We start from the raw sequence: 25,000 nt of genomic DNA on the forward strand, positions 1-25,000 counted from the left end.
GTCCCCATGCGCCAGTGACAGCTCGGTCCGCCCAACTATGCGGATGCACCGAGAGCCGCTCTGTATTCCCGCATGTTGGCGTAGTAGACGCCTCTCACATCGTCAATGCGCGCGTTGAATACGAAGCCGCCGTGAGGTGGATCCCAGGCCGGGTGAGGATCAACCCTCCACTCCTGCCGTGGCCCCGCAAACACTGGTTTCGTGCGAATGCGGATGAGTTCAGTGCTTTGATCTCGCTGTGCAGAAACCAGACGTATTGGAACGGTTCCGTCCCCCTGGGTAACAGGCTCTGACGGGTATGCATCGGTAAGGACGCTCTCCATCCCGTCGTCCCATGTCGGGTGTCCGGATCCCAACTGACTCGGCGCAATTATCGCTAGATCTGAACCGTCGTAGCGGAATGATGCAAGACGGAGGGAATACCAAGGCTTATAGAGTGGCACTTTGAATTTTCGGCCCACCTTGTCCATGAGGTGCGCGACCTTTGAGGAGAAGACTCTTCGGTTGGGGAATACGAGGTTCATCACAATCCGATCGCCATCGGGGCACCAGTTTGGATGATGTCCCCCCAACCATCGAGCATCATTTAGCGCGATCTTCCGGTTCGATCCGTCGGCATCCATCGTAATGATCCAGTTCCGCGGGGGAGCGTCCGTGTTAGAAGCTCTCCAACGGATGATGTACATGAGACGGTCTCCGCCCGGACTCCACTTGACATGAAAGCCGATAAGGGCGCCTTCCGAGAGTCGCACATCGAGTTCCTTCTCGAACTGAGAGTGGAGCTCTGCGAGACTCACGAGGAGGGTGCAATCGCCAGACTCGACATCAGTGACGAAGAGTCCGTCATCGATCGGTGCGCCAACGGCGCGCGGCATATGAGTCGGCGGGACGATCACGCCGTAGCCCGCCTGCGCGATTCCTATCCGTGTCAGATTCGGTGACGCGACTTTTCGTCCGTCGGGAGAAGCCATGTAGACAGTCCCACCAAGCCGCCGTTCTTCGCCTGTCGCCGGGTCGACAATCACGCCGTACGGGAGCCAGTCGCTTCTGCTCATTCGATTGAAGAAGAGTTGCTTATCAGTCGCGCCCCATTGCGGTTGCGCTCCAAGCTGCGTGTCCCAAGCGATGGTTCGACTCCGGTATATATCCTCGCCGGTCACCAGATCGACGACGACTACGGTGGCTTCATCCCCGGGGTACGGGAGATGATCCTCGTACGGAAGCTCAGTGAAGGTGATATATCGCCCGGACGGGCTGATTGGCGAAGTGTCATAGAAGCGATGAATCGCCGGGAAGATCCCATTTGAGAGACGATGCACCGGAACCAGGGGTTCGTAGTCTTCATATGCCGGGAACGAATTGTGCAGCACTACCAACGCGATTTCCTCTCATAGCAGACGTAATATCGAACATTTCTGTTCCAGCGCATCACGAACTGTCTCCATCGCGCGGCAGAAGCGCTCTGATCCAGCTGACACTCCGTTGGGTCCGACGACGCGAGAGCACCGAGAGCTGGGGTCGCTACTGGTGATCTCGTCAAGAATGCCCCGGAAGTCTGCCTCGGTCAAACCGCACCATCTCGGGCCGATCTGCGGCGATCGTTCCGGTCCCTATAACCGTTCCGGTCCTCATGGTGGAGTGCGATCGCTGAAACGCATCTGGCGCACTCCGCCGCGCAATAGGCGTCGGCGTCTCGATGCGGGTCGGAACGCTAGTATTTCTCCGAACTTGTCCCATCTCAAACGAGGTCGCTCTTGCGCTACGCCCCCGAGCCGTCCGTGTCAGTAGTCATCCCGACCGTGGGGAGAGCTGCGCTCGCCGTTGCAGTTGAATCCGCGCTTGCGCAAAGTTATCCGGTGGCGGAGGTCATCGTGTGCGTGGATTCCTCCGCGGCAGTGAGCCAGTTACTCCCAGACGACTCGCGGATACGGACCATTCGAGTCGGGCCGGGAGCGGGCGGGAACGTCGCGCGACAGGCGGGGATCGAAGCGGCTACGAGCGACCTGATAGCACTACTCGACGATGACGACATGTGGTCCGCTGAGAAGATTTCCACTCAAGTGGGGCTTGCGGCCGAGCGTCGGGTTTGCGGCACAGAGTGGCTAGCCACGTCCCGGTTGGTGGCACGCTTCCGTACGGCGGAAGAAATATGGCCGCGAGACTTGTTGAAGCCTGGGGAGCGCATCGGGGAGTATGTACTGCGCAAGCATCGCCCGAAAGGCGGGCAGGGGTTCGTGCAAGCGTCCACCCTCCTCTTTCCACGCGAACTTGCGATTCGGATCCCGTTCGATCCCGAGTTGCGTTTCCATCAGGATGTGGATTGGCTGCTCTCAGTCGATCAGCAGACACCAGACTTGACGGTCGTTCAGTGCGAAGAGGCGCTTACGACCTACAACATCGGCGGGGCCAGCGTCTCGGGCGGCGCGGGAATCGACCCAGCCGCGTCGGTCGCGTGGGCCGTTCGGCGAATTTCGGAAGACAAGCGTAGTTTGGGTGACTTCATCCTGACGACATCCGTTATCTACGCTGCCAGGCGTGGAAGCTTGACCGAGGTAGTCGAGACGATCGCTCGCGGTGTACGGTATGGCCGCCCTGGATTTTCTGCATTCTCTTATGCGGGTTATCGCATGCTGACCACGGCGATGGAGCGGACCTTTCGGCGCCGGCGGTGACGCGAACTTAAACTCCGCCTGAGCATCCCATTGGCGCGGGGTTGCGGTCTACCGATTGACGGCGTGCGCTTAACAACTTCAACGTGATGTCGAGTGGAACCGCGCCGGTCATTCGGTTCAAGTGGTGCATCGTGCGCGCCAGCTTGACGTCCGGCACGGCTCTCAGCGTAGTTGCCCTTCCCCTGGACCGGCGCGTTGCGAAATTCAGCGCGACTAGATCCTACTTCGAGTCCTGGCCGTAGCCGCCGTACCCGTAGCCGTACCCATAGAGGTAGGAGTCGGGGCCGCGCGTCGGCGCCATCGTCATGACGAGTCCCGCGACCTTCGAGCCGACCGTGTCGAGCGCATCGAGTGCGCCGGCGAGCTGACCCGTCGATGTCTTTCCCGTCGCGGCGACGATGATCGCGCCAGCAGTGAGCTTGGACAGCACAGCGGCATCTGTGACCGGGAGAAGAGGAGGCGCGTCGCACAGGACAACATCGAAGGACTTGCCGAACTCCTCGAGGAGCGCCTTCATCTGGGACGACCCGAGCAGCTCGCTGGGGTTCGGCGGCACCTTGCCCGCCGGAAGGACGTAGAGCGGACGGCGACCCCACGGGCCCATGACATCCTGCACCTTGACGCGGCCGATCAGCACATCCGTGAGGCCGACGGCTCCTTCGATGCCGAGGTACTCGGCCACCTTGGGCTTGCGGAGGTCGGTGTCGATCAGGGCGACGCGCTTGCCGGCATCGGCGAGCGCGATCGCGAGGTTGACCGCGGTGGTCGACTTGCCCTCGGACGGGATGCTCGAAGTGACGACGAAGGTCTGGCCACCGTCGAACTCGATGAACTGCAGATTCGTGCGCAGGGCCCGGAAGGACTCCGCGCGAGCGCCGTGCGGGTCGGCATCCAGAATCAGGGGACGCTCTGTGGCCTTCGGGTCGAACGGAATAACGCCGATGATCGGCCGCTCGGTGAGCGCGGTGACATCGCGGGGGGAACGGATCTTGGTGTCGAGCACGGTGCGAAGGATCGCGACGGCGACACCGAGAACAATGCCGAACAGAGCGCCCACGACGAGGTTGAGCGGAACGTTCGGGCTGACCGGCGCCGTGCCGGGGATGCCCGCGCGGATGACCGTGAGCTTCACAGGACTCGTCGCCGCGCCGGAGGTGGTCTCGATCTCTTCCACGGCATCCGCGAGCTGGCTGGCTGTCGCGTTTGCGATGTCGGCCGCGAGCTGCGGGTCGGAGTCTTCCACCGAGATGTTGATGATCGCGGAGCTCAGCGGCGACGACACGGAGATCGACTCCGCAAGCTCTGTGGCCGTCGTGTCGAGGCCGAGCTGGTCGATCACCGGGTCGAGGACCAGGGGAGAGGTCGCGACGAGAACGTAGGTCGGGACGCGATCGAGCGAGAAGTTGGAGCCCTGTGTCAGCTCGGAGACGGATCCGGTGCTGGTCTGCGTCGAGACGAAAACCGAGCTCTGCGACTCGTACAGCGGCGTCCGTGTCAGCGAGTAGGCCGCGGCGGCGCCGATGCCCACGAGCGTCAACGCAACGATCACGAGCCAGTTCTTGCGCAGGATGTGCAGGTAGTCGCGGAGCTCCATGGTGCCTCTCGTGGGGTGCCTCCGAACATCCTCACATATGAGGCGTTACGGGCAGGTATCAGGTGAGTGTGACGCGGATCACTCGGACGATCTGGTCTAGCGCCGGGATGAGCTGCTGGGCGGAGGCGACGTACGCCGCCTCGCCTCGGCCGGCGGGGTCTGCCACGTCGTCGTCGGCGGGGTCGGCCGGGGGAGCGACCGTGCCGCGGACGCCGCCGATCAGTTGGAGGGCGGCGCGGAGGCGGTCTTCGGGGTCGGTGCCGGCGACGTTCGCGGCGTCGAGGAGTTCGGCATCCGTCACCTCTTCGGCGAGGCGTGCGAACTCGCGGGGGGTGAAGGCGGAGCGCAGGTGCGCGGGGCTCAGCTCGACGGCCGCCTTGCGATGCTCGCGCGAGAGGCCGAGGACGAGGTTCTGGCCCTCGAGCACGGTCTCGGTCAGACGCCGCGCGCGGTGGGCGGCGAGGTCTGCCTCGGGGATGCCGAGCTCGGCGGCGACGTCTTGCGAGCCATCCGTCTGGTGGTCGCCGGGGCGGGCGATCGTGCCGGCACTCGACACTGTGAGGGGAAGGCCCTCGAGCGTGAGACGGAGGTACTGCTCGGCGAGAGGCGAGCGGGCGATGTTGCCGGAGCAGATGGTCAGGATCTGGATCATCCGACGGCCTGAACGGTGTCGCCCGACCAAAGCCAGGGGGTCGACTCGACGACGGTGACGGCGGCGGCGTTGTCGGGGGAGAGGCCGGGGACACACGTCGAGGTTCCGGCGTAGGTCGAGATCAGGCCGTCGCAGGTGGCCGTGTCTGAGGTGAGCGTGGCGATCTCGTTCTCGTTCGAGACGTGCACGGCGACCGCGTTGGTGGTGAGGGACTGCCACTCGCTCGCGTTGGCGATCGCACCCGCCTCCGAGCCGCAGATCAGCGCCGTGGTCTCGGTGATGCCGTTCACGCTCGTCGGGACCTCGCACGGGGCGTTGAGAGAGCCTGCCGGCGTGACGATCGTGCCGGTGTTGGCCGGGTCGACGTAGGTCGCGTTCGCGAGGATGTCGTCGTTCGGCTCCCAGAACTGGCCGTACGTGAAGGTGCGAAGGCCCTGCAGCTCGCAGGCATCCCCCATGAGGGCGACGATGTAGGCCTGGTCGGCGGCGTAGGGCTCAAGCGAAAGCACCTGGCCGATGCCGCGGTAGGTCGGGGTGACATCCGTCCAGGTGGCGCCCTGGTCGGTGGACCGCTCGATCACCGGGGCGGTGACGCCGCACTCGCCGGCGGTCGCACGCCAGATGTCGCCGTCCGAGATCGCGAGAAAGCGCTCGGCAGCGCCGGTGGCCGCGGCGACCGTGCTGGTCGCGGTCGGAGTCGGCGTCGGGGTGGGCGTCGTCGTCTTCACGCCCATGGTCGGGGTGACGCGCGGCGTCTCTTCGGGGGGAGGAGTCTGGGCGCGGGCGTAGGCCATCCACGCGAGCACGCCGACGACGACCGCGAGGACGATGACGATCGCGACCGCCCACCACGATGCCGGAATGTTCGGGCGGGTGCGCGGCGGGCGCGGCTGCTGCGCTCTCGTGCTTCTGCGGTCGGCCACGGGTTCCTCAGTCGGTGCGTTGGTCGGTCGAACGGGGTCGTGCTGAGCGGTTCTCACACGGGTTCGCCCACACGGTGGCGACGCGGTTGAGCGTGCGGTGTGGGCGAGTGTGGTGGGTCAGGCGCCGATCCCCCGGGTGGCCTGATCGACAGGTACCCTGGCGCCCATGGCAGATTCTAGCGCGACGTCGGTGCTCTCGCGGGGAACGGGCCAATCCCGCCGCCAACGCACCGAGACCCACACCTGGCGCTCGGGCGGCTCCACCGTGGCGCGGTGGGAGTGGGACCTCGTCGGCTGGGCCGTCGTGCTGCTGGGTGCCGGCATCCTGTTCGCCACCCTCGCCGAGCAGACGATCGGCGGGACCACCGGATCGTCGGTGGCGATGCTGGCGCTGTGGGGCGGGATGCTCGCGGCGATCATCGTCGCCTTCGTGCGCTCGCGGCCGCGGGGGCTGCTGCGCTTCCACCCGCTCGACCTCGTGTACGGGCTCGGGTTCGGCATCCTGCTGCGGCTGACGCAGGGATGGCTCGAAACGGCGACCACCGGATCTGCCGCGTGGCCCTCGTACGCAACGCTCGATGGGGCACTCCCGGCGAACTTCTGGTTCGACGGGGTCCTCGTGCCCGTCGTGGGCGCACCTTTGTTGGAGGAGTTCTTCTTCCACGCCGTGCTGCTGGTCGCGATCTACACCGCGATGCGCCGCCGGTCGGGGACCCGGGCGTGGGGGTGGTTTGTCGCGCTCGTGGTGACGACGCTGCTGTTCGTGGGCTCGCACGCCGCGTTCGCGACACTGCCGAGCTACGAGATCGCCTCCCTCGGCCTCGTGGGGCTGGTGTGCGGCGGGCTGGTGCTGTCGACTGCGCGCATCTGGGGTGCGGTGATCGCCCACGTCGTCTACAACGGCATGTGGGTGGCGATGGCGGTCGTGGGGACCGTCGCGGGGTAGGGGGTGAGATTTCCCGAGGCGGACTGCGCGCAGCGCCATCTCGTGGCCGAGCGCTTGGAAGAGATCGAAGAGCATGGCAGCCTCGACGCTCGGCTTGCCCGCTCTGGTGGGCGCGCGGACGTAGCCAACTCCTCAAGATCGGGTGGCGGAGGTGGTGGATGAAGCCTGTAGCGGCCCGGGCGGGCAGGAATTGAGGAGTTGGCTACACGGGGTGGGCGCGGTCGCGGAGGCTCAGCAGATTCCTAACGACTTCCAAGATGTCGCACAGGGTAGTTAGGGTGGCACCAGGTGTTTCGGGGATGACGACCTCGGGGCAGTGAGAGAGACGCGCGGTGCCTTCGCGCGTCTCTGGGCAGGGGATACATCCGCATGGTTTCGGCACAAGGGCGAATGCGGCGGATCCTCGCGTCCATCGCCACCGCACTGCTGGTCGTTTCGGGCTCGGTCGCGTTCACAGCGACCGCCGCCTCGGCCGACACGATCAACGCCACGGTCGGGCTCACCAAGTCGGCGCAAGAGACCTCCCCCTCGCCTGACGGTGTCATCTCTCCGGGCGAGGAGTTCCGCTACCTCTTCAACGTCAGCTGCGGGACCTCGGCGGCGGGCGTCACCGGCTGCAAGACGGCGACGGTCACCGATCTGCTGCCGGACTACATCGAATACATCGGCACGACCTTTCCGTCGGCCGCTCCAGGTGTCGCGACCGTCACCGACGTCGGCGGGCGTGACAACGTGTCGCTCGTGTTCACCTCGAACGTGAACACACCCGACCCGACGACCGGCCTTCCGCTCGGATCGTTCGAGGTGGCTGTTGACGTGCGCCTCGCATCGGATGCCCCGTGGGAGCTCGATGGGCAGACGATCACCAACACCGCCGACATCACCGCGGCCAACTCCGCGCCCGGCGGCGATACTGCCGACATCATCGCGGCGGTGCCGATGAACCTTGCCACCTCCACCGGCAAGAGCTTCTCGCCCGACCAGAACTACAACTTCGCCGGGGAGACCACGACCCTCACCCTGTCAGCGACCAACGACACCAACGGTGGGGTCGACACCCTCACGGTGCAGGATGTCGCGGGCGCGGCGCCGCTGCCCGAAGACGCGTCCAACCCGCTCTTCTACCTCGAGTTCACCGACTTCGCCGCAGTGCCGCTGCCCGCCGGCGCAGAGGAGGTCACAGCCGAGGTCTACGACGCGGCGACCGACGCGTGGGTGACCGTGTACTCGGGGGCGGGCCCCCCGGTATACCCGGCCGCCGGGCCCGGCATCCCCGCCACGGCCGACATCTTCGGCGTGCGGTTCACCTTCACCGACACCGACGGCAATCGCATTCCCGCAGGCACCTCGGCGAGCGCGGGCGTCGAGCTCACCCAGCGCGCCAACACCGATGGGCTCCCCGCCACCACGCTCGACAACACCGTTCAGTCCACCGTCACGGTGGGACCCGACTCCGCCTCATCTCCGGTCGTCACGGAGCCCTACAACATCATCGCCTTCGGGCTGCAGGTCACGGCGAACAAGCAGTTCGACGCCGATCAGATCCGCGCGGGCGAGTCCTCCACGGTCCGGGTCGGTGCGACCAACACCGGCACCGCGACCCTCTTGCGCCTGGTCATCGAGGAGCCCGGCGCGGGAACACCCGGCGCCCTCTCGGGAGAACTGACCTTCGCCGGGTTCGGTACCGTCAGCGGCGGCGCCGGCGATGGCATCGAGTGGCCGGCCGGCGCGACCGGCGTCGAGGTCGTCTATTTCTACAGCGGCGGCGACTCCGGCATCCTCACGACGACCGTCGCTGACACGATCCCGGCCTTCACCGGGCCCCAGCGGGTCACGGGATTCCGCGTCACCTTCACCGGCGGTCCGATGCCCTCGGGTGCCGAAGCCAAGACCCCGTTCATCGTCGACGCCGACCGCCCCGTGTCACCCCCCGATCTCGTCACCGTCGACAACGACGTGGATGTCACGGGCCGCTCCTTCACGAACATCACGCTGACCGCCACCGATACCGCGACAGACACGCTGGAGATCTACGGCGATCGCATCGCGCTCACGGTCAGCAAGTCGATCACTCCGAGCGAGTCGTACCTGCTGCCCGGTCAAGAGGTCACCGCGCAGGTGCCGGCGGTCATCTCCGCCTTCCCGGACACGACGATCAACCCGACTCAGGTGATCGTCGAGGACTCGATCACCACGAGCCCCGACTGGTGGAACCTCTACAACGCGGTCGCCCTGCCGCAGCTCAGCCTCTACAGCAACGCGAGCCTGACGGTGCAGTACACGACCGACGGCTCCAGCTGGACCGATCTGCCCGGTGCGATCGGGCTCGTCCCTCCCGCGCCTCCCGCCGCGCCCTACGCGACCATCGCCATCCCGAGCGGCCTGCAGGACACGATCGTCGGTCTGCGATTCGTCTACGACGCCACGGACCTGGTCGGCTTCCCGCCGGGATCGACCTTCCAGCCCAACATCACCTTCTCCACCCGCACGGAGACGCGCAGCGGGGGGATCCCGATTCGCGACCTCGCGGTCGCTCCCGACGAGGTCGTCGTCGGTAACTGCGCGGCGGCGGAAGCCTCCGAGCCCTCGGTGACAGCGGCGACGGCATCCACGACCCCGCCGTGCCCGACATCCACCCTCATCCCGGTGTCCGGTGAGGGTCCCGACCTGGTCGACAAGGACCTCACGCCGAGCACGGCGGTCGAGCGCTCGCAGGACGGCGCGAACGCCGTGCTCAACTGGTCGACCGGCGGCTTGACCGGCGTCACGCAGATGTCGGTGACCGAGACCGGCTCGACCGGGTTCGCGCCGGCGACCGCGGCGACGATGGACACATCGTTCTTCGACGCGTTCGACCTCATCAGCCTGGCTCCGATCACCAAGACCACCGACCCGCTCATCGCCTACGACACCCTCGCCTCGGTCGAGCTCTTCGACTACACGGCAGCGGGTGGCGCCGGCGCGTGGGTGGCGATCTCGGGTGGGCCGTGGGATGGCCCGACCTCGGGGAACACCGTCTTCCCGGGCTACGTCTTGACCGACGCGGAGCGGGCGACGACGACCGGTGTGCGCTACGTGTTCGAAGAGAGCCCGAACCGTGCCTCCGCACTCACGCCCGGCGATCTGAACCAGCCCGCCGTCGGGTCAGGCGTTGCCACCTCCGGGGTCGAGCGTCGGCCGATCACGCTCAACTTCCAGCTGCGCGATGACCGCCGAGGCGATGGCACCCCGGTGCTCGCCAACGAGCTGTACAACACCGGCGACGCGAGCGTCGTGCGCAATACCGTCGAGGCGGCCGCTTGTTTCGAGGCCTTCGTCGGCACGGCCTGCGGTGACGGACGCACCACCCGCGACCACGCCGACATCACGATCCTCAACGCGACCGCCAACATCTCGACCAGCAAGTCGTGGACCGACGAGACGGGGGGGACCTCGGGTCTCGGCATCCCGGCAACCGGCACCGATCAGGCCGACTACCCCTCGACGCGCATGACGCTGAACGTCGAGAACAACGGTCCGCAGAAGGTCGACACGCTGATCCTCACCGACCCGGCGCCGAACGTCGCGTTCGACGGCACGACGTTCGATGTCTTCACCCTGACGAACATCGAGACCATCACCGCGCCCGTCGGGGCGACGACGGTGGATGTCTACCTCGAGCACGCCTCGGGAGTCGAGACCGGACCGTTCACGTCCGCGGAGGCCCTGGCGATGACCTCGGCCCAGCTCGCGACGGTCGTCGGCATCCGCATCGAGGCCTCCGGGCGTATTTCGGCCTCCTCCAGCGGCAACCACGACGGGCGGCTGCATGTGGTGCTGGATGCTCAGCTGCGCGAGCGCCTGCGCAGCGATCCGACCGTCGCCCCCACGCCTGGCACCGTGCAGAACACGATGTTCGGCTCGCTGACCGACCCGTCGGTCGAACCGGCCGGCAGCTGCGCGCCGTCCACTCCCGCGGTCAGCCCGGGCGCGAACACGGTGATCGGCTGCTCGAGCGCACAGATCACCCTGACCGATACGCAGGAGCGCACGGTCACCGCCAACAAGACCTTCGCGCCGACGTTCGAGTACGAGAACACGCAAGACGCGATTCGGATGCTCCTCACCGGGCGCCCGGCAGGCACGGCGCGCAGCAACCAGGTCGTCATCACCGACACCTCTGCGGACTTCTGGAACGCGTACCACTTCGGTGGCCTGGTGGATGTGAACCCCAACCGGTTCGCGATCGTCTCGCCCGCCAACCGCGTCAAGATCGAGCTGCTCACCGGTGCGACCTACACGGTCGAGCCCGACAACTCGATCACCGTCACCGGGGGCACCTGGAACACGGTGACCCACGGCGCCACCCAGGAGTGGATGACAGCGGGTCAGGCGCGCGCCGCGCTGCCGGCCGGTGGCATCGCGCAGACCGCCCCGATCGGGTCGGGCACCATCGCCTACGGCGACGTGCAGGGGGTGCGCTTCACCTATCAGCGGGTGGATTCGGCCGAGATCGCCGACCCCAACGCGATGCTGCTGCTCTTCGAGAACCCGGCGACGCCCACGCTCACCGCTAATCTCTTCGTCCAGCGCCGGGATGCGCTGCTGACCGGCGGTGTGGTCCCCACGACGCTCGCCGGAAACAGCCCCGCACCGGGCACGTCCAGCGCCGGGGTCTACCCGAACGAGGTGACCGCGGACGCGACCGGTGTCCCCGGCAACGGGTCTCCCGCCACCGACAGCACCTCGACCGACTTCACCTTCCGGCATCTGCCGACCGAAGCCGAACTCGTGAAGACCCCCACCGGCCCCGTTCAGCCCGGACAGGACTTCGAGGTCACCCTCGCGACGACGAACTCCGGCGACTACCCGATCATCGATCCGGTCATCACCGACATCCTGCCAAGCGGGGGAGTATCGGTGGGTCTGCCGGACTTCATCTTCCCCGACGGGATCGACCCGACCGACCCGGCGAACTACACGTTCACCCTCACCGGCGGCTCCGCGCCCGGCGCCCCCTACACGACGATGCCGATCGACCCGGCCGATGTCACGATCGACATCACCTGGACCGCAGGTCCCGGATCCGAGCCGCTGAACATCGAGTTCACCTTCCCCTCTGATACGGCGCTCGGCCTCGGCCAGACCTACACGATCGCCTGGGACATGCGATTGCGTCCCGGGGCGTCGGCGCATCAGAACTTCACGAACGCCTTCGACCTCACCGGTGAGCGTTCCTTCGACGCGTGCAACGGTACCGCCGGCGTCGTGGCGGCCTGTCTCGCGCTCGCCGAGGTGACGACCGTGCCGCTGGCAGCCCTCTCGATGTATCAAGAGGTGCGCGCCATCGACCCCGCGCTCGGGGTCGTCTCCACCGATGCCTCGACGTGCACCACCGCGGATGCCTCGGCCGACGGCTTCTACCGCGCGCCCTGCGCGCCGGTGACCAAGCCCGGACAGAACAACGAGTGGCGCCTGAACGTCCAGAACATCGGGACGTTCCCGCTCGACACCGTGTCGACGATCGTCTACCTGCCGAACCCCGGACTGTCCGGCATCACCGCGCCGTCGGCGACGACCGAGTGGCGGCCCGAGCTGACGGCCACCTCGTCGAGCTCGCCGAACTCCGACTACACCGTCGAGATCTACTACTCCACGCAGACGCCCGGATCGGCGCTGTGCACCGACGTCGTCGACGGCGGGACGTGTGCGCCCGGTGACTGGACCCTCGTGACGCCCTCGACCGACCTGTCGGCCGTGACCGCGCTCTACGCCCGTGCCGTGGCCAACTCGCCCGCCGTCTACTTCCAGCCGGGACAGTACCTGCAGGTCACGTGGCAGACGGTCGCCCCCGCCGCCGCCGTCAACCCCGGAACCGACCCGATCGCATGGAACTCGGCCATGTTCGGCGGCGAATACACCGATGCCGGTGCCCACCAGACACTGACGGCGTTCGAGGTCCCCGTCGTCGGTGCGGCGCTGGCCAGCGGCAGCATCCAACTCACCAAAACCGTCGCCGGCCCCGCCGCGGGCGAGTCCTGGGTGCCGACCGAGTTCACCGGGCACCTCGAGTGCACGTCGGCGGGCGAGGATGTCCCCGCGTCCGCGATCCCGGCCGTGCCGACGCTGCACGACGGCGACACCGTGCAGATCGACGGGCTGCCGTGGGGCGCGGAGTGCGCCTTCGTCGAGGACGATGCCGGGGCGGCGGTGTCGCTCTCGCCCGCAACGGTCATCGCGACGGATGACCCCGGCCTGATCCAGACGCAGACGGTCACCAACACGTACGCCTACGCGAGCCTCGAGATCGACAAGGTCGTGACCTACGACCCGCTCAACCCGCCGGTGACGATCCCGACCGACTTCGAGGTATCGGTGCTGTGCACCTACCTCGGAAATGTCGTGCTCGACATCCCCGACACCTCCCCGCTGCTGCTCGATGACGGCGAGTCGTGGAACTCCCGCACGGATGGCGGCGTCGAACTGCCCGCGGGAGCAGAGTGCGTTGTCACCGAGACGGAGAACCACGCGGCGGCATCCACGGTCACCAGCGTCGAGGTGATCGACCCGACCGCTGCCCCCTCCACCGACCAGGTGACCCGCACCGCGACGATCCCCGAACTGAGCGCTGACGCGGCGGGCGCCGCCACGCAGAACTTCGTGCACTACGAGAACCTCTACGACGTCACCGGGCTCGTCGTCACCAAGGAGTTCGAAGGTGAAGGCGCCGACCAGTTCGGGCTCGACCAGACTTTCCTCGTGGACGTCGTGTGCGTTCACAGCGGGTCGCCGGTGCTGACCGGCACCGCCGTCCTGAGCGCAGCGAACGGGTGGACCGACTCCTCCAACGCGCCGCTCGTCAACGGCACCGAATGCTTCTTCGAGGAGCAGAGCCTTGAGGGCGCGGACGCCGTCGTGATCACGCCGAACGACGGATCCGACACCTCGATCGGCTACGTGCTGCTCGATGGCACGGAGGATGTCGTCAACATCACCGTCACGAACTGGTATCTCACCGGCTCGCTGCAGGTGACCAAGACCTTCGACGGCGCGGCATCCGGGGAGTACGGCAACACGATCTACCTGCTGCGCCTGTTCTGCGAGCGGAGCGGAACCACCGTCGACATCCCGAGCGGTCAGTACCGGTTCGTCACGCAGGCAAGTCCCATCGCGAACTGGACGAACCTGCCCACCGGGGCGGACTGCACCCTGACCGAGCCGTACGCCGGGGGCGCGGGAGAGTCGGTGATCCTCCCTTCGGGCGATGAGGCCGCGACCGGGTACACCTTCACAGTGACGACCGACCCGACGATCTTGAGCGTCGCCGATCAGCCGCAGACACCGCTGATCGTGCAGAACACCTTCAACTACGCGCAGGTCTCGGTCACGAAGACCGTGGATGCCGGCGGCGCGGTCGACGGCGCAGGCACCCCGATCGAGTACGGGCCGTTCGACGTGACCCTGGCGTGCACCTTCCGTGGGGTGGACGTCACCGCGACCGAGCCCATGACCCAGTCGATCAGCGACGGCGACACCGTCACGTGGACGGGGCTTCCCGAGGGGGCGGAGTGCACCGTCACCGAGTCGGACACGATGGGTGCGGCATCCACCGCGTACGTCGTGACCGAAGGCGGCACGACCGGTGCGTCGACGGCCGGCACGAGCGTGTCGCTGGATCCGCTGCCGGCGGTCGGGGCCGGCGATCAGACCTCGGTCGCCTTCACCAACACCTACGAGAGCGGTCAGCTCGTGATCTCGAAGGAACTCGACGGTGATGCCGCGGGCCATGTGACCCGCACCTTCCCGGTCAGCGTCGAGTGTGTCCTCGTCGATGCGTCGCACCCGCACCCGGGCCAGGTCGTTCGCGACGTGGATGTCACGATCGGCGGGCCCGCTGACCTGACGGCGACCGTCGCGAACCTGCCGCAGGGGAGCGTGTGCACCGTGACGGAAACCGACGACGGGACGGCGGGTGCGACATCCATCACCGCGACCCCGTCGACCGGGGCGCCGACCACGGTGGACGGCACCTCGATCACGGTGGATCTGACGGTCGATGAGATCGCGTTCGTCATCACGAACACGTTCGAGTACGCGTCGATCGAGATCGACAAGACCGTCACCGTGCCCGACCCGCCGGGCACCGTCTTCCCGGTGCCGACCGGGTTCGAATACAGCATCTCGTGCACCTTCGACGGCGCGACGGTGCTGAACACCACCTTCACGCTCGATGACGGTGACACGCAGCGCTACGAGGACCTGCCGGCGCGCGCGGAGTGCATCGTGACCGAGACCGATCCGCGCGAGGCGGACTCGACGGTCACCTCGGTGAACGTCATCGATCCGACGGTGGCGCCCTCGGTCGACCAGCCCACCCGGGTCGCGACGATCCCCGAGCTCTCGCCCGACACCGACGCCGGTGCGACGCAGAACTTCGTGTCGTACGAGAACCTCTATGACCTCGTCGCGCTCGTCGTGACGAAGGATCTCGAGGGAGCCGGGGCTGCGCAGTTCGGCGAACCCCAGACGTTCACGGTCGACATCGTCTGCACCTTCGCGGGCGAGACGCTCGTGAACACCTCGGTGGATCTCTCGGCCTCGAACGCCTGGTCGGCGTCGGTGACGGGACTCATCGCGGGCTCGGAGTGCACCGTGACCGAGCCGGACCTTCAGGGCGCGGACGCCGTGGTCATCACCCCGAATGACGGCGTGGATACGACGACCGGCGTCGTGACGCTGCCCGACACCGGCGTCGGGACGGTAGCCGTGACGAACTGGTACCTCACCGGCTCGCTTGAGGTGACGAAGGTCTTCGCCGGGGCGGCTGCGGCCCAGTACGGCACGGCGGACTTCGAACTGCAGCTGTCGTGCGTGCGCGACGCGGTGGCCGTCGACATCCCGGGCGGCGATCTGCGCACCGTGAACGCCTCGTCGCCGACGGCGCTCTGGACGAACCTGCCCACCGGATCGGAGTGCACCCTGAGCGAGACATCGACCGGGGGAGCGGGATCGACCGCGATCCTGGATGCCACCGGGGGTGTGCTCGTGGCCGATGCCACGGCCGGATACGACTTCACCGTGACGACCGACCCGACGATCCTGTCGGTCGACGACCAGCCACAGCCGGGCCTGCAGGTGCAGAACACCTTCAACTACGCCGAGGTGACGGTCAGCAAGGTCGTCAACACCGACGCCGTCGACGCGAACGGCGACCCGGTCGAGTACGGACCTTTCCAGGTGCTGCTCGGATGTGTGTTCGACTCGCGGCTCGTGACGGCCGACCAACCGATGCTGCAGACGATCACCGACGGCGAGACCTTCACCTGGACGGGACTCCCCGAGGGTGCGGACTGCATCGTCGCCGAGGTGGACACGGCCGGTGTCACATCCGTCGTGCACTGGGTGATCGACGGTGGCATCCCGCGTCTGCCGCGCCCCGGATCCGCCGCCGACCTCGACCCGCTGCCCGCGGTCGGACCCACGGGACAGACCAGCGTCCTCTACGTGAACTCGTTCGCGGTGGGCCAGCTCGTGCTGTCGAAGTCGCTGGCGGGCACGGGTGCGGCGGATGTCTCGCAGAGCTTCTCGGTGGATGTGTCCTGTGTGCTGATCGATGACTCACACCCGGCGCCGGGTCTGGCGGTGGTCGATGAGACCGTCACCATCGGTGGGCCCTCGGACGTGGTGGCGAGCATCGTGAACGTTCCGCTCGGGGCCGCGTGCACCGTGACCGAGCCGGAGACGGGAGGGGCGGCATCCACGACGGTGACCGTGACCCCCTACACCGGCGGTGGTCCGGACAGCGGCGGCACGGCCGGGACTGCGGTGGTGACCTCGGGAACGGATGCGGCGTTCGTGCTGGCATCCGACGTGGTCGAGATCGACGTGGAGAACACCTTCGTGAAGCCCCTGCCGCCCACCGGAGGGCTGTTCGCCTGGGGGCTGCCCCTCGGCGGGCTCATGCTGGTGTGTCTCGGGGCGATCGTCGTGATCTGGCGCCGCAACCTGCTCGCCGACTGAGTCGCGGCGGGGCTGGGGTTGAGCCGGGCTGCGCTGGGTTGCTCCGAGCCGGATTTCGCCGGGCTGCGCCGGGTTGGGCCGGGCTGCGCCGTGTTCGGCCGGGCTGCGCCGTGTTCGGCGTTGCCAACTCCTCAAGATCTGTGCTCAAGAGGCGCCATTGGAGGCTCTTCGGCCCTGGACGCGCCGATCTTGAGGAGTTAGCCACAACCGGCTGTGGGGAGTCGATCGCGGCCTCGCGCGCTACCCGGGCCTCGTATGGTTCGACCCTGCCACGGCGGAGGGTTCGCGTTCGGCATCCGAATGCCGTAAGCTAACCCTTTGGTGCCACTGCGGCATCCACGAACGTGAGCCCTCCACTGGCGTGTTCGGCGGCCCTCGGCCGAAGAACCACCCCGGAGCGGGATTCACGAACCACTCCGTTCGAACAGAAAGCAGCACTACTGTGACGCGCACATTCACCCCGAAGGCTGGCGAAATCCAGCGCGAATGGCTCGTGATCGACGCAACCGACGTCGTTCTGGGCCGCCTCGCCTCCCACGCTGCAGCGCTCCTGCGCGGCAAGCACAAGGCCACCTTCGCCAACCACCTCGACAGCGGTGACTTCGTCATCATCGTCAACGCCGACAAGGTCGCCCTGACCGGTCAGAAGCTGACGCAGAAGATGGCCTACCGCCACTCCGGCTACCCGGGCGGCCTCACCGCCACCTCGTACAGCGAGCTGCTCGAGAAGAACCCCGTCCGCGCCGTGGAGAAGGCCGTGCGCGGCATGCTCCCCAAGAACAGCCTGGGCCGCCAGCAGCTGTCGAAGCTGAAGGTGTACGCCGGTGCCGAGCACCCGCACGCCGCTCAGCAGCCCAAGACGTACACCTTCGACCAGGTCGCCCAGTAAGCGCCGGACAGACTCACAAAGGACATACCGTGGCGAACGAAGAAACCACCAACTACTCCACCGAGACGCCGGCCGACCTTGAGGTCGTCGCCGCCGAGCGCCCCGTGCTCTCGGTCCCCGGCGCAGCCGTCGGCCGTCGCAAGCAGGCCATCGCCCGCGTGCGCCTCGTGCCCGGCACCGGTGTCATCACCATCAACGGCCGCACGTTCGAGGACTACTTCCCGAACAAGCTCCACCAGCAGCTGATCACCGACCCCTTCACCGTGCTGACGCTCGGTGGCGCCTACGATGTCATCGCCCGCATCCACGGCGGTGGCCCCTCGGGCCAGGCCGGCGCTCTTCGCCTGGGCATCGCCCGCGCGCTGAACGGGATCGACGCCGAGAACAACCGTCCGACCCTCAAGAAGGCCGGCTTCCTCTCGCGCGACGCTCGCGTCAAGGAGCGCAAGAAGGCTGGTCTCAAGAAGGCGCGTAAGGCTCCTCAGTACTCGAAGCGTTAATCCGCTTCACGCTGCAGACCATGCCGCTTTTCGGCACGGACGGCGTGCGGGGACTTGCCAACGGCATCCTCACCGCCGATCTTGCACTCACCCTGGCCCAGGCGACCGCCGTCGTCCTGGGCCAGGGCCGTACCGCGGACGCGCGTCGCGCCGCGGGCAAGCGTCTCACGGCCGTCGTCGCCCGTGATCCCCGCGTCTCGGGGGAGTTCCTCACCGCCGCCGTGTCGGCCGGGCTCGCTTCCTCGGGCGTGGATGTCTTGGATGCCGGCGTCCTCCCGACCCCGGCCCTCGCGTTCCTCATCGCCGACCGCGACGCCGACTTCGGCGTCATGGTGTCGGCATCCCACAACCCCGCGCCCGACAACGGCATCAAGATCTTCGCGCGCGGCGGGGTGAAGCTTCCCGACATCGTCGAGCAGCGCATCGAAGCCGCGATGGCGGGTCCGAAGCTGCAGCCGACCGGCGCAGGAGTGGGGCGTATCGTCCGATTCGCGGATGCCGAGGACCGCTATGTGCTGCACCTTTTGCAGTCGCTGCCCGCGCGTCTGACGGGTCTGCACGTCGTGCTCGACTGTGCGCACGGTGCGGCATCCGGGGTCTCGCCCGAAACGTTCGCGGATGCCGGCGCCGAGGTCACGGTCGTCGGGGCCGACCCCGACGGGCTGAACATCAACGACGGTGTCGGCTCGACGCATCTCGCGTCTTTGGCTGCGGCGGTTGTCGCGGCCGGGGCCGATCTCGGCATCGCCCACGACGGGGATGCCGACCGGTGCCTCGCCGTCGATGCCTCCGGCCGTATCGTCGACGGCGATCAGATCATGGCGATCCTCGCGGTATCGATGAAGGAGCGGGGACTTCTTGCCGACAACACCCTCGTGGCGACGGTGATGAGCAACCTGGGGCTCCACCGCGCGATGGCCGAGCACGGCATCCGCGTCGAGCAGACCGCCGTCGGTGACAGATATGTCCTGGAACGCATGAACGAGGGCGGCTACTCTCTCGGCGGCGAGCAGTCGGGGCACGTCATCATGTCGAAGTACGCCACGACCGGGGATGGGCTGCTGACCGGGCTGCACCTCATGGCCGAGATGGCCCGCACCGGGTGCACGCTCGAGGGACTGGCATCCACGATGAAGGTCTACCCGCAGGTGCTCGTGAACGTGCCGGGCGTCGACCGCACGCGCGTGGACGACGAGGGTGTGCAGGCCGCGGTTGCGGCGGCATCCGCCGAGCTCGGCGACTCGGGGCGGGTGCTGCTGCGGCCCTCCGGGACCGAGCCGCTCGTGCGCGTCATGGTCGAGGCGGCCTCCGCCGAGGTCGCGCAGGCCCACGCCGATGCGCTCGCGGGAGTCGTCCGGGAGCGGCTCGCGCTCTAGGCATCGCGCGTTTCATAGGGACTGCATATGCAGAACTGGTGCGTTTCCGGGGCTCGTGCCGGAGACTCGGATGGACGAACACCGCTCCAGGAGGATGCCATGGCCGGATTCCCCGATCCTGAACAGACCCCGAACGGTCCCGCGTACGAGGGACGCCTGCTCGACAGACCCGACGAAGAGGTCGTCGACCAGGGCGTGAAATTCGACCTCGGCACCCTCATCAGTCGCCGCGGCGCGCTGAGCGTCGTCGGGCTGGGGGCGGCGACCGCGGTGCTCGCCGCGTGCGCGCCGAAGTCTTCGGCCACCGCGACGCCGAGTGCGACTTCCAGCGCCACACCCTCCGCGTCCGCGAGCACTGATGCCACCGTCATCGGGCTGCCTTCGGCAGAGATCCCGGATGAGACGGCCGGCCCCTACCCGGGCGACGGGTCGAATGGGCCCGATGTGCTCGAGCAGTCGGGCATCATCCGCAGCGACATCCGCACCAACCTCGGCGCGTCGACGCCGGTCGACGGCATCCCGCTGGATTTCACCATCCGGGTGACCGACATGGCCAACGGTGACGCGGCGTTCGCGGGCGTGGCCGTCTATGCCTGGCACTGCGATGCGCAGGGTCAGTATTCGATGTATTCGAGCGGTGTCGAAAACGACACGTTCCTCCGCGGCGTGCAGGTCGCGGATGCCAACGGACAGGTGACCTTCACCTCGATCGTGCCAGGGTGCTACACCGGCCGGTGGACGCACATCCACTTCGAGGTGTACCCGGACGAGGCATCCATCACCGACTCGACCAATGCCATTGCGACCTCGCAGATCGCCTTCCCCGAGTCAATGCTTAACGACGTCTACACGCAGTCGGCCTACAGCGGCTCGGCGCAGAACCTGGCGCAGATCACGCTCGCAAGCGACAACGTGTTCGGTGAGGACGGCGGGGCGCTGCAGATGGCGACGATCGCCGGTGACACATCCTCCGGATACACCGCATCCCTCGTCGCGCGCGTCGACACTACGACCGCGCCGACGAGCGGGTCAGCGCCGAGCGGTGGGGGAGGCCGCCCGTAGCGCCGTCGGGTCTCAGCCCCAGGCCATCGACTCGATGTAGCGCAAGAGCACGCCTTCGCGCAGGGCCCAAGGGCTGACTTCGAGCTCATCGACATCCATGGTGCGCATCGCCTCGTGCAGCACGACGGCGCCGGCGACGATCTGGTAGGTGCGGTCGGCGGTGATTCCCGGGAGTTCCTGGCGGGATGCAGCGGGGATGCGCGCCAGGCGCGGAATCCACGACCCGAGCGCGGCGCGGGGGAGAACCATCCGTTCGATGCCCGACCAGCCGGGTACCGGGTAACCGACGAGCTTCGCGAGCGAGCGAATCGCCTTGGATGAGCCGACCACATGGTCCGGGTGTGGGAGGTCGCGGAACACCTTGCCGAAGGGCTTCAGTGTCGCCCGAGCGTGGTCGCGCAGCTGCTCCACGGCGTCCTCGCCGGGGGGATCGTCGGGGAGGAACGCCCGGGTCATGCGTCCGGCGCCCAGCGGCACGGATGCCGCCTCATCCGGCAGCTCGTCGCCGCCGGCCGCGATCTCGAGCGAGCCGCCACCGATGTCGAAGAGGAGGATCTGCCCGGCCGACCAGCCGAACCAGCGGCGTACGGCGAGGAACGTGTAGCGGGCCTCAGTGACGCCGCCGAGAACCTGCAGCTCCTGGCCGAGGGCCTGTTCGATCTGCGCGATGACCGCGGTGCCATTGGTCGCTTCGCGCACCGCGGAGGTCGCGGTCGCCAGGAGCTCTTCGACGCCCTCGTCCCTCGCGACCTTGCGCGCCTCAGTGACGGCATCGACCAGGGCTTTCACGCCCTGACCGTTGATCGACCCGTCGGCCTCGACGTAGCGCATCAGGCGCAGCACCGTGCGGTGACTCGTCCGGGCCAGGGGGCGGCCGCCGGGGTTGGCGTTCGCCACCAGCAGGTGGACGGTGTTCGAGCCGATATCCAGCACTCCGAGACGCACGTGGCCAGCCTATCGGCGGGGTGTCGCGGGTGCAGCGGACGTCGCTCCGCCCGACGAGCTGCACAATGCAGGAGTTCCGCGTGCGGTGGCGGTGCGGCGCCGCGGAATCATGCGGGTTCTGCCGAGCGCGGCTGCCTCAACTCCTGCGTTGTGTTGTCGCCGAGCTGTCTGCCGTACTCAGGCTGAGCGGTTGGCGTTGTGTCGCGGCTCCGCGGAACTCCGCACCGCGCCGGGCGAAGCTCGGCTGTCCAGCCTGAGTACGGCATGCGGGCGGCCGTGCCCGAGGGGCTGGGGCGGCCGGGCGGGTCAGGGGAGGGCGTCGGTGGGGGCGGGCGCGCAGCCGACGATCCAGGCCTTCACGAACGCGGCCGTCTGGTAGGCGTAGTTGTAGATCCAGCGGGTGAGGCCGAGATGCTCGTCGACCGGGACGACGGTGGTGGTGGCATCCGCGCATTCGTCGAAGATGTACCGGGTGCGGAGCACATGCGGGGTGTAGGTGAGGATAACGACCTCGTCGCCCGGCGCCGCGTAGGCCGCGAGCATGGATGCCTCGCCGCGCGTCGTGAAGGGCTCGGGCGTGCGGCAGGTGACGTAGACCCGATCGCAGTAGGAGAGTTCATCCGCCGAGTCGGCTCCGGATGCCGGCACCGACACCAGCACGTGATCGGCCACGCCCGCAGATCGCAGCGCTTCGGCATCCGCGATTCTCGTCGCCGTCGGTGGGCCGATCACGTAGATGAGGTCGGCGCGGGTGACCGTCGGCGCGGGTGGGAAGACGTAGAGCGGCAAGCCGATGGCCGCGACCAGGGCCATCACCGCGAGCGCGGAGAGCGCTGCGAACCCCGCCCAGCGGGCTCGGGTCGGGGTGGGGTCGGCATCCACGCGCGCTCCTCTCGGCGTCGGTCGGGCGACGGCGGCGTCGACGGCTCGGCGTCAGTGTACTGGCGGGTGGTTTCGGGCTGGCGTCTGGCGGCCGCTGGCTCGGCGCTTCGGCGCGGCACGCGGATTCACCCGTGCGCTACCCGGCCGTTACGATGGGCCGGTGTCGGTAGACGTGACGACCCTGGACGAGCGAGAGCAGCTGCAGCCTCAGCTGTATCGCGAGATCGTCCGTGAAGACTGGGCGCGGCTGGCGGCGGGCATGGAGCAGCCCCTCACCGAAACCGAGATCGTGCAGCTGCGCGGCCTGGGCGACCGGCTCGACCTCACCGAGGTGCGCGAGGTCTATCTGCCCCTCAGCCGTCTGCTGAGCCTCTATGCCAGCTCGACGCGCCGCATCGGTGCCGACACCAGCAGCTTCCTTCACGAGGCCGACTCCACCACCCCGTTCGTCGTAGGAGTCGCGGGCTCGGTCGCGGTCGGCAAGTCCACCATTGCGCGCCTGCTGCGCGAGCTCATGAGCCGCTGGCCCGACACCCCGCGGGTCGAGCTGGTGACCACCGACGGGTTCCTCTACCCCAACGCCGAGCTCGAGGCCCGCGGAATCATGCACCGCAAGGGCTTCCCGGAGTCCTACGACCGCCGCGCACTCGTGCAGTTCCTCACGGATGTCAAGAGCGGTAACCCCGAAGCGCGCGCCCCGTTCTACTCCCACCTGAAGTACGACATCATCCCCGATGCGTTCGTCACGGTACGAAAGCCGGATGTCGTCATCGTCGAGGGGCTGAACGTGCTGCAGCCGCCGCCGAGTCCCAACGAGGTCGCCGTCAGTGACCTGTTCGACTTCTCGATCTATGTGGATGCCGACCCCGACCACATCACGAGGTGGTTCGTGAACCGGTTCCTCGCGCTCAAGCAGAGCGCATTCTCCGACCCGGGATCGTTCTTCAACGTCTTCGCCCACCTGAACGACGACGAGGCCGTCGAGACCGCTCTCGGGTACTGGAATGAGACGAATCTCCCGAACCTTCTGGAGAACGTGCTGCCCACTCGACACCGGGCGACCTTGGTGCTGCGCAAGGCCGAAAATCATGCCGTCGACAGGGTTTTGCTGAGGAAAGTCTGAAATCACCCGCCTCGTAACCTGCCGGACATAACGACACGCCGACGAGCGTGCAAAGATGAAGTATGCGGGGTGGCTATCGGGGGCCCGCTGCGAAAGACAAACCTTCGTCGCGTAGGGGCCGCATAATCGGGCTGGCGCTTGCACCGATACTAACGGTGGGGGCGCTCTTCGCCATGCCCACCGTCGCTGTCGCTGTGGAAAACTCCACGCCGAACGAGCGCTCCCCCACCGTGACCACCGTTGCCGCACCGACCGCCTACGAGGCCTCCTGCCTTGCCGATCTCGCCCCCTACCTGGAGCGCCTCGACGACGGCGAGGACGTACAGAATCCCGTGCTGCTCGTGCACGGCTGGCTCAGCACAGCCGAGTCCACCGAGGGCGCAGAGATCAGCAGTTCGCCGTTCTCCCGCGACGTGCTGTGGACCTCCGACAACACGGATGCCGACGACATCCGCTCGCTGCAGGAGCGCCTGGCGGCGTTGCCCGACACGAGCGTATTCGCGTTCGACTATTCCTCCATCGCCGCCCTCTGGGTCGGCCACACAGCCACCGCCCCCGCGCTCGCCGGTGCCATCGAGTGCCTGGCCGAGCTTTCCGGGCAGGATGTCGACATCATCGCCCACTCGATGGGAGGCCTTGCCCTGCGCTTTGCCCTCGGCGGCAGCAACGGGGGAGTGACGGAGCATGTCGGGCAGGTCATCACCGTCGCGACGCCGGAAGAGGGATCCGACATCGCCAACAACGTCCTGACGATCGGCGGGGCTGCGCAGACCGCGTTCGCCTCGACATCCGTACTCGCGAACGTCGTGCTGCCGGCGGTCGTGGGCATCTGCAACACCGAGCTCGAATCCGACGCGCGCAGCGGCTGCGACATCCCCCCGAGTGTTCGCACCATCATGGCGATCGCCGGAGACGGCGGCCAGGCGCTGCAGACCGGATCCGCGCAGCTGCAGACCATCCCCGAGTGGCCCTCGGACGTCCCCGTCCACGCGGTCGCCGGTGACTACCGCATCCACCTCACGGTCGGGCTGCTCCCCGCTCCCGCGCTCGAGGCGGCACAGTCGTTCGCGGGCTTTTTCGGCCTCGGCATCGCGCCGCTGGTCGACATGATCGTCGAGCCCGGCGACGGCATCGTCGGGGTCGCCTCGGCGACCGCGGGCGCGGACTCCCAGTTCGTCGCCCAGTGCGAGCTGGATGCCGACTGGTCGACGGTCGCCGGCACCGAGGCCTGGGGTGCGATCATCGACGAAGCCGGCGGCATCCCGCCCTTCGGTGGTCCCTGCGCACACGACAGCCTCTTCGTGAACCAGGACGTCGTTGACGACATCGTCGCGACTATCGCCGCGTCTCGCTGACGCGCCGCGCCCGGCTGACGCGCCAGGCTCCGCCACGGACCTCGTCCCCCTGGCCGGCCGAGTTGCACATCCTGAGGTCGAG

At 67.6% G+C, this 25,000-nt stretch carries 15 protein-coding genes; 9 read left to right on the forward strand and 6 right to left on the reverse strand.

Annotated features, from left to right (window positions below; translation table 11 throughout):
* Nucleotides 1-35: 35 nt before the first annotated feature.
* The gene (locus ABD206_RS00115) at nucleotides 36-1,376 is read right to left on the reverse strand and encodes a TolB-like translocation protein (protein WP_344067644.1); all 1,341 of its coding nucleotides are present in this window, start codon (nucleotides 1,374-1,376) and stop codon (nucleotides 36-38) included.
* A gap of 402 nt (nucleotides 1,377-1,778) precedes the next feature.
* Here ABD206_RS00115 and ABD206_RS00120 point away from each other — a divergent pair, with 402 nt between their 5' ends.
* On the forward strand, nucleotides 1,779-2,672 hold the full coding sequence (locus ABD206_RS00120) for a glycosyltransferase family 2 protein (protein WP_344067646.1): 894 nt from the start codon (nucleotides 1,779-1,781) through the stop codon (nucleotides 2,670-2,672).
* A gap of 220 nt (nucleotides 2,673-2,892) precedes the next feature.
* On the opposite strand, the gene ABD206_RS00125 is transcribed toward ABD206_RS00120, so the two are convergent.
* From ABD206_RS00125 to ABD206_RS00135, 3 genes are read right to left on the reverse strand one after another with little or no spacing between them, the layout of a single operon-like run.
* Nucleotides 2,893-4,266 carry a tyrosine-protein kinase domain-containing protein gene (locus tag ABD206_RS00125; protein ID WP_344067648.1) on the reverse strand — a complete coding sequence of 458 codons (1,374 nt, stop codon included), beginning with the start codon at nucleotides 4,264-4,266 and terminating at the stop codon, nucleotides 2,893-2,895.
* Between the two features lie 58 nt (nucleotides 4,267-4,324).
* Complete coding sequence (locus ABD206_RS00130) at nucleotides 4,325-4,918, reverse strand: arsenate reductase/protein-tyrosine-phosphatase family protein (RefSeq protein WP_344067650.1); 594 nt, start codon at nucleotides 4,916-4,918, stop codon at nucleotides 4,325-4,327.
* Entirely contained in the window at nucleotides 4,915-5,841 is a 927-nt protein-coding gene (locus tag ABD206_RS00135; protein WP_344067652.1) for a hypothetical protein, read from the reverse strand. The genes ABD206_RS00130 and ABD206_RS00135 overlap by 4 nt, the downstream gene beginning before the upstream one ends.
* Nucleotides 5,842-6,007: 166 nt before the next feature.
* On the opposite strand from ABD206_RS00135, the gene ABD206_RS00140 reads away from it, so the two are divergent.
* From ABD206_RS00140 to ABD206_RS00165, 6 genes are all read left to right on the forward strand, one after another.
* Entirely contained in the window at nucleotides 6,008-6,787 is a 780-nt protein-coding gene (locus tag ABD206_RS00140) for a CPBP family intramembrane glutamic endopeptidase (protein ID WP_344067653.1), read from the forward strand.
* Nucleotides 6,788-7,156: 369 nt separating this feature from the next.
* Nucleotides 7,157-16,786, forward strand: coding sequence for a DUF5979 domain-containing protein (locus ABD206_RS00145; RefSeq protein WP_344067655.1), 9,630 nt, complete (start codon nucleotides 7,157-7,159; stop codon nucleotides 16,784-16,786).
* Between the two features lie 442 nt (nucleotides 16,787-17,228).
* Complete coding sequence (gene rplM / locus ABD206_RS00150; RefSeq protein ID WP_344067657.1) at nucleotides 17,229-17,675, forward strand: 50S ribosomal protein L13; 447 nt, start codon at nucleotides 17,229-17,231, stop codon at nucleotides 17,673-17,675.
* A 29-nt stretch (nucleotides 17,676-17,704) separates the two neighbouring features.
* Entirely contained in the window at nucleotides 17,705-18,175 is a 471-nt protein-coding gene (rpsI, locus tag ABD206_RS00155; protein ID WP_344067659.1) for a 30S ribosomal protein S9, read from the forward strand.
* Between the two features lie 20 nt (nucleotides 18,176-18,195).
* Complete coding sequence (glmM, locus tag ABD206_RS00160) at nucleotides 18,196-19,551, forward strand: phosphoglucosamine mutase (protein ID WP_344067661.1); 1,356 nt, start codon at nucleotides 18,196-18,198, stop codon at nucleotides 19,549-19,551.
* A 99-nt stretch (nucleotides 19,552-19,650) separates the two neighbouring features.
* Nucleotides 19,651-20,613 (forward strand): intradiol ring-cleavage dioxygenase, encoded by a 963-nt coding sequence (locus ABD206_RS00165; protein WP_344067663.1) that lies wholly within the window; start codon nucleotides 19,651-19,653, stop codon nucleotides 20,611-20,613.
* 12 nt (nucleotides 20,614-20,625) lie between these two features.
* Here the strand turns inward: ABD206_RS00165 and ABD206_RS00170 are convergent, their stop codons facing one another.
* On the reverse strand, nucleotides 20,626-21,558 hold the full coding sequence (locus ABD206_RS00170) for a Ppx/GppA phosphatase family protein (protein WP_344067665.1): 933 nt from the start codon (nucleotides 21,556-21,558) through the stop codon (nucleotides 20,626-20,628).
* 306 nt (nucleotides 21,559-21,864) lie between these two features.
* Nucleotides 21,865-22,440 carry a YdcF family protein gene (locus ABD206_RS00175; protein WP_344067667.1) on the reverse strand — a complete coding sequence of 192 codons (576 nt, stop codon included), beginning with the start codon at nucleotides 22,438-22,440 and terminating at the stop codon, nucleotides 21,865-21,867.
* 160 nt (nucleotides 22,441-22,600) lie between these two features.
* Between ABD206_RS00175 and coaA the strand changes: the two genes are divergently transcribed.
* Nucleotides 22,601-23,563, forward strand: a complete 963-nt coding sequence (gene coaA / locus ABD206_RS00180; protein ID WP_344067669.1) for a type I pantothenate kinase — start codon at nucleotides 22,601-22,603, stop codon at nucleotides 23,561-23,563.
* A 173-nt stretch (nucleotides 23,564-23,736) separates the two neighbouring features.
* Nucleotides 23,737-24,918 (forward strand): esterase/lipase family protein, encoded by a 1,182-nt coding sequence (locus ABD206_RS00185; RefSeq protein WP_344067671.1) that lies wholly within the window; start codon nucleotides 23,737-23,739, stop codon nucleotides 24,916-24,918.
* Nucleotides 24,919-25,000: the final 82 nt, after the last annotated feature.

It is taken from the genome of Microbacterium sediminicola (assembly GCF_039531125.1).
GTDB lineage: Bacteria > Actinomycetota > Actinomycetes > Actinomycetales > Microbacteriaceae > Microbacterium > Microbacterium sediminicola.